We start from the raw sequence: 6000 nt of genomic DNA on the forward strand, positions 1-6000 counted from the left end.
TTTAACCAAACCAAATTTAGCACCTTAAAGATACAGGTCTGGGCGAGTAAATTTAAAATTCGTTCGAAAAATTTCCTTAAAACGACGCTTTTTCGTCGCCGTAATCGTTGTCGATATGTTATAATTTCACGAATTTTAAAATCGCGTCGGGTTTAAATTCGGTTGCAAAAACAAGACAAATGCCGTAAATTTCAAGAGTGAAAAAATAAGCCGTAAAATAAAAAGAGGAAAAATGGAAAAATACGAAGGCTATAATCTGAGACCAAAAGACGCTCTGGTTGGCGTTCAGTTTTTATTCGTCGCGTTTGGCGCGCTAGTACTCGTGCCGATCTTAACGGGGCTTGATACCTCCGTGGCGCTGTTTACGGCTGGTATCGGCACGCTGCTGTTTCAGCTCGTCACGCGCAAAAACGTTCCACCGATCTTTCTCGCGTCTAGTTTCGCGTTCATCGCGCCGCTAAGCTTTGGCGTGAAGGAGTGGGGCATCGCCGCGACGATGGGCGGAGTGATTGCGGCGGGGCTATTTTACGTGGTTTTGAGCCTACTCATTAGGCTCAAAGGCGAGGGATTTTTGCATAAAATTTTACCGCCCGTGGTCGTGGGCCCCGTCATCATGACGATTGGCCTAATCCTCTCGCCAGCAGCCGTAAATATGGTCATGGGCAAGGGCAAAGAGGCGCTTTATACGCAGGGGCAGTCGCTTACCATCGCGCTTATCTCGCTCTCGGCGGTTATCGTCGTGATGATGTTTGGCCGCGGCATGCTGCGTCTCGTGCCGATACTTTGCGGCATCGCGGCTGGATACTGCGCGTCGCTGTTTGTCGGGATCGTGGATTTTACGCCGATTTTAAACGCGCCGTGGTTTGCGCTGCCAAATTTCACCGCGCCGGTTTTTAAGCTCGAAGCCGTGATCTACATGGTGCCTATCGCGATCGCCCCTGCGATCGAGCATATCGGCGATATGCTTGCTATCAGCAACGTCACGAAGGAAAATTTCCTAAAAAATCCGGGACTTAAAAGTACGCTGCTTGGCGATGGGCTTGCGACGTCGCTAGCGGGGTGTTTTGGCGGACCGCCGAACACCACCTACTCCGAGGTCACGGGCGCGGTTAGTATCACGAAAGCCTACAATCCCGCCATCATGACCTTTGCCGCGCTTGCTGCGATACTGCTAGCCTTCGTGGGTAAGCTCGGCGCCGCGCTCTCCACGATCCCAGCTCCCGTCATCGGAGGCATCATGCTGTTGCTTTTTGGTATCATCGCGAGCGTGGGCATGGAGACTCTCATAAAAAACGGCGTGGATCTGGCCGAGCCGCGCAATATGATCATCGTCGCGCTCATCTTTGTGTGCGCGATCGGCGGTATGGTGCTGGATTTTGGCGCGATGAGCTTTAGCGGCGTTGGGCTTGGCGCACTCATCGGTATTACGCTAAATTTGGTGCTGCCCAAGACCAAACATTTTGACGGATACTAAGTTAAATTTGCGCGGAGCTTGCGTCGTTTCGCGCGAATGCGGGTAAATTTGAGCTTTGCCGCCAAATTTGATGAGGCTTTAAATTTACTCGCCACTTTTTGGCATCAAATTCTGGCGAGTTCTTGGCTCGCCTTGCTTATTCCGTGTGGATATGTGTGATTTTTGGTTAAATTCGCTCCGCATTTTGGCATAAATTTAGCCTAGAAATATTTAAAATTTACGTTCGTATAGCCTTGTAAAAACTCAGCCTAAATTTTAAAATTTCCCCGCAAACGCTTTTAAATTTCTAACGTTTTAAACTAGCAAGATATATAATTGCCTTATGAAAAAGGCAGATAATTTAAGCAAATTTGATAAAAAGGCGCTAAAGCTGCTCTTTGCGGTGCTTTTCGTGCCGATGTTCGTCTCGCTCGTTTTTATCTATGAGTTATCGGTGTATGATAGCTCGCGCGAGCTGCCGGCGGACGCGCAAAAGATCGGCAGCAGCGATTATTTCAACATCGGCGGCAAAATTTATCTACGCTCTTGGAATCTCGCTCCCTATGAGCTAGAGGGCGGTGCGGACGCGGCGAGCTTTCGCGCGCTTGATACCGGCAGATACTCCTACACAAACGTCGGCATGGACGATAACCGCGTATTTTGCGGCGCTCGCAAGATGTCGGGGCTAGATCCCGCCCGCACGCAAAAGGTCGGCGCGCGATACTACAGCGACGGGCGCGTTAGCTACTTCTGCTCGGACGTCACGCAGCGCACGGGCGGCGCGATAAGCTACATTTATAAGGTGTTTTTCCACGCCTTTGGGCTCTCCAAATGGCCGCAGGAGTACAACTACTCCTACGCTAGACTTGATACTAGCGCGCCTATCTCGCCTTTGACCGAGAGCCCGTATGTCGCAACCGACGGCGAGCGGGTATTTTACGAGGGTAAAATTTTAGCGGGCGCGGACGCAAAAAATCTAAAACAGATAAGGCGAAAAATCATATACGAAGACGGCCCTGAGCTACCCGCGCACTTTCGCCCAGTCGATCGGTGGCTAAGCGACGGACGCAGCGTCTATAAAGGCGGCGAGAGGCTAAATTTCACGCCTAGCGAGCAGATGTATCTCGTGGAGCCAAACGCCGGCATAGAGTTTCTTTATGATCCGAAGGCGGGCGCGGTGCTGATGAACGGCGAGAGATTTGACCCCACAAACGAGCCCTATACGCCGCTAAATTTTCAGAGCGGACATCAGGAATACATGCTGTTTGCGAGCAAAAACGGCATATTTTATCTAAGCAAGGATAAAATTTTAAATCGTCCGCGCGGCAGCGGCGCCGAGGGCCGGCTCAAAGACGCGCTTTGGTACGTGTATTATAAATTTGGCGCAGACGGCAGTCCGCTAAGCGCGCTAAAAAGGGCGGACGACAATCCGTTTAAAGGCGCCGTGCGGCAGATCTCGGAGAAGCTTTTGAAAGACGACGCGGGATTTTACTATCTAAATTTCTACTCGCATAGCGTTTACGTCACGGGTCGCAGCGGCAGGCATCTGGATAAGCGGACGAATTTCATCGAGCTGCGAAAGATCACGCTAGACGTGCATGATGATGAGGTGATGGCGCAGATCGTGGACGAGGCGGCGCGAAACCCCGAGATGTCGCAGTCCATTTTTACCGCGCAGGACGTGGAGTATGGAAACGGCGCGACCTTTTATATGTATTGCCTCGGGGCGGTTTTATTGCTTGGCGCTTGGATTTATAGCTATTTTAGAAAGCGCAGCTTGCGACGCGGTTAAATTTGCCGTCAAATTTGCTCTAAATTTACAACCTTTTTTACCGATTTATTACGATTTCTAGCTAAAATCGCAGTGAAAAAAATCAAAAGGAAATCCAATGGAAAACAAAATCATGGATAGCGTCAGAGGCGGATTTTGGACGAAGCCCGTCATCATTTTCGTCTTGCTTTTGCTGCTACTTATCCCGCTAGGTTTCATCAGCTCGATGATCTCTGACCGCGCCTACGTCAAGCGCACCGCCGAGGAGTCCATCATGCAGCCGGTCGGCGGGGAGCTTAGGATCGAGGGTGTTTTGATCTCGGTGCCGTATAAAAAGCAAGCGGCGATCTACAACGAAAACGGCGTAGCTGCGGTATCGCAGACAACCGAGCAGATCATGATAATGCCGCAGTCATACGAGCTATCGACCGAGCTAAATCCGCAGTATCTAAAGCGCGGTATCTTTAGCGTGCCCGTTTTTAACGGCGAAGTCGCGCTAAAAGCCAAATTTGCGCCGCTAAATTTCGAGCAGCTAAATATCAAAGAAAGCGACGTTTTGCTAGGCGAGGCGACGCTGATTTTAGGCGTGGGTAGCAAAAAGACCTTTACCGCGTTTCCCGCGCTAAAAGCAAACGGGCAGGATCTCGCGCAGTCTTTTGCGCCGCCTAAATACTCGCCTTTTGCCCAAAGCGTCCACTACAAACTACCTGCAAATTTAGCAAACGGCGGCTTTGAGCTAGCGGGCGCGCTATCTATGCAGGGCGGGCAGAGCGCGAGCTTCGTTCCCGTCGGGCAGGATAATAAATTTGACGTAAAATCCTCGTGGAGCTCGCCGTCTTTTAGCGGCGGCTGGCTGCCTAAATCGCGCGAAGTTACGAGCAGCGGCTTTAACGCGCAGTGGGAGATCTCGGGCCTTAGCACCGGCGTTCCGCAGGCGTGGATCATCGACGGCAGGCGCGAGATGGGGTTTGAGGGCGTCGAGGCTAGCTTCATCAGCCCCGTAAACAACTACTCGCTCATCGCGCGCTGCGTGACCTACGCGATCTTGTTTTTAGCGGTGCCGTTTTTGGCGATATTTTTGTGCGAAATTTACAGCCGTGTCCGCATCCACCCGATCCAGTATCTACTCATCGGAGCAGCCGATGTGCTGTTTTACCTGCTCGTGCTTTCGTTTTCGGAGCATATCAGCTTCCTAGCCAGCTATCTCATCGCGGCCACAGCCGTGTGCGCGACGATACTTTTTTACGGCTCGGCGATCTTCCGGGCGCGCAAATGGGGCGTATTTATCGCGCTCGTACACGGGGTTAGCTACTGCTTGCTCTACGGCATCTTGCAGTCCGAAGACTACGCACTTTTGATGGGCAGCGTGATGATATTTGCGGTGATAGCGCTGGTGATGTATTTGACCAGGAAGATAGATTGGTATGAAAACGGGCTGAAAATCTAGCCTTTTGCGGCTTGTCTCGCGAGCGCTTTTCCGAGATTTTGCAAAATTTTCGCTCCGCAGGCTATATGCCTAGCGCACGCTCAATTTTGCTTCAAAACTCGAAAAATCATCTCACGATACTTCGCCTTATCGTTTTATGTTCAAATTTGAAGTCAAATTTATAAATTTAACTCCATCAAAATTTACAAAATTTGCGACGCTTTGCCTGTAAGGCAAAGCATTGTCGCCACCTCTCACGTGCAGTGGGGTAGGTGGGGGTTTGGGGGCGGAAGGGGGCGACGCTTCGTAAGTAGAAACCCCTTCCGCCTCCCAAGAAAAAAGAAAAACTAAAAATTTTTAGAGAACACCAAATTTAATCAACCCAAATTTAGCACCTTAAAGATACGGGTCTTGGTAGGTAAAATTTAAAAATTTATCCGAATTTAACGCTATAATCACGCTTGTTTTAAAAATGCAAAAATTTAAAGGATAAAAATGAAAAATTTTCTTGCGCTATTTTTGGCGCTTAGTTTTGCCGCTTTGTCGCAGGCGTCCGGCGGCGAAAAACCGAGCTCGGTGAAACAAAACGCTCAAATTTTACCCCCGAGCGAGCTAAAATTTACCCCGCGTCCAAAGCTAAAAGGCAAGCAAACGGGCGAGCTTGAGATGAGGTTTAGCTACGACGTAGAAAGGACGGGCGAGTACGATCTGGAAAGCCGCCTAGAGCTAAACAACGTCTATGAGCGCATCTACACGCCTGAGGGCGAGACGCTGTTTTACGGTATGCTATACGGCTACATCAAGCCGCCATTGCATCATCCTCAAAAGCAGATCGTCAAATTTATCAAAAGCGGCCAAGAGCGCTGGATCGAGATAGATTTTTATCACGCAGACGGTATGCGTAGCGGCACGCTGCAGCTGTGCTTGTGGGACGATATAAACGTCGAAGCGAAAGAGGCTTTTGACGAAGGCAACATCGCGGGGCTATACAAATCGAGCAATAAATTCGACGTGATGCTGGGCATCTTTTCCGATAATAATAGCTTCTCCTACACCAACGGCGGCAAACCCCGACAAAAGCACTTTATCACGGTGCGCTCGGGGCCTAAAGAGGATTACTATGAAAACTACGACGAAAACGGCGCGATCGACAACACGAGCTACCAAAAAGACACGGTATTTATCTGGGCAAAGACGTATTATCCAAACGGCCGACTAAAGTCGTTTAACGACTACGAAAATAAGATCGAGCGGGAGTATGATGAGAGGGGGAAGATAATAAGAGACGAGAAATTTTGAGGTTTGCGGCTTGTCTTTTGAGCGTCTTTGAATGAGTTTGAAATTTTAAGT

At 49.9% G+C, this 6000-nt stretch carries 4 protein-coding genes; all 4 read left to right on the forward strand.

All coding sequences use genetic code 11. The features are described from left to right. The first annotated feature begins 232 nt into the window (after positions 1 to 232). The 4 genes from Q0200_RS03435 to Q0200_RS03450 all read left to right on the forward strand — a co-directional run bounded on the left by Q0200_RS03435 (position 233) and on the right by Q0200_RS03450 (position 5949). A complete protein-coding gene (locus Q0200_RS03435; RefSeq protein ID WP_297937750.1) occupies positions 233 to 1474 on the forward strand; it encodes a uracil-xanthine permease family protein in 1242 nt (413 codons plus the stop codon). A 322-nt stretch (positions 1475 to 1796) separates the two neighbouring features. Further along, positions 1797 to 3245, forward strand: coding sequence for a DKNYY domain-containing protein (locus tag Q0200_RS03440; protein ID WP_297937752.1), 1449 nt, complete (start codon positions 1797 to 1799; stop codon positions 3243 to 3245). 97 nt (positions 3246 to 3342) lie between these two features. After that, positions 3343 to 4671, forward strand: a complete 1329-nt coding sequence (gene creD, locus Q0200_RS03445; RefSeq protein WP_297937755.1) for a cell envelope integrity protein CreD — start codon at positions 3343 to 3345, stop codon at positions 4669 to 4671. 474 nt (positions 4672 to 5145) lie between these two features. After that, a complete protein-coding gene (locus tag Q0200_RS03450) occupies positions 5146 to 5949 on the forward strand; it encodes a hypothetical protein (RefSeq protein WP_297937758.1) in 804 nt (267 codons plus the stop codon). The last annotated feature ends 51 nt before the right edge of the window (positions 5950 to 6000 follow it).

Origin of the sequence: uncultured Campylobacter sp. (genome assembly GCF_938045225.1) — a bacterium.
In the GTDB taxonomy this organism is placed as follows: Bacteria; Campylobacterota; Campylobacteria; order Campylobacterales; family Campylobacteraceae; genus Campylobacter_A.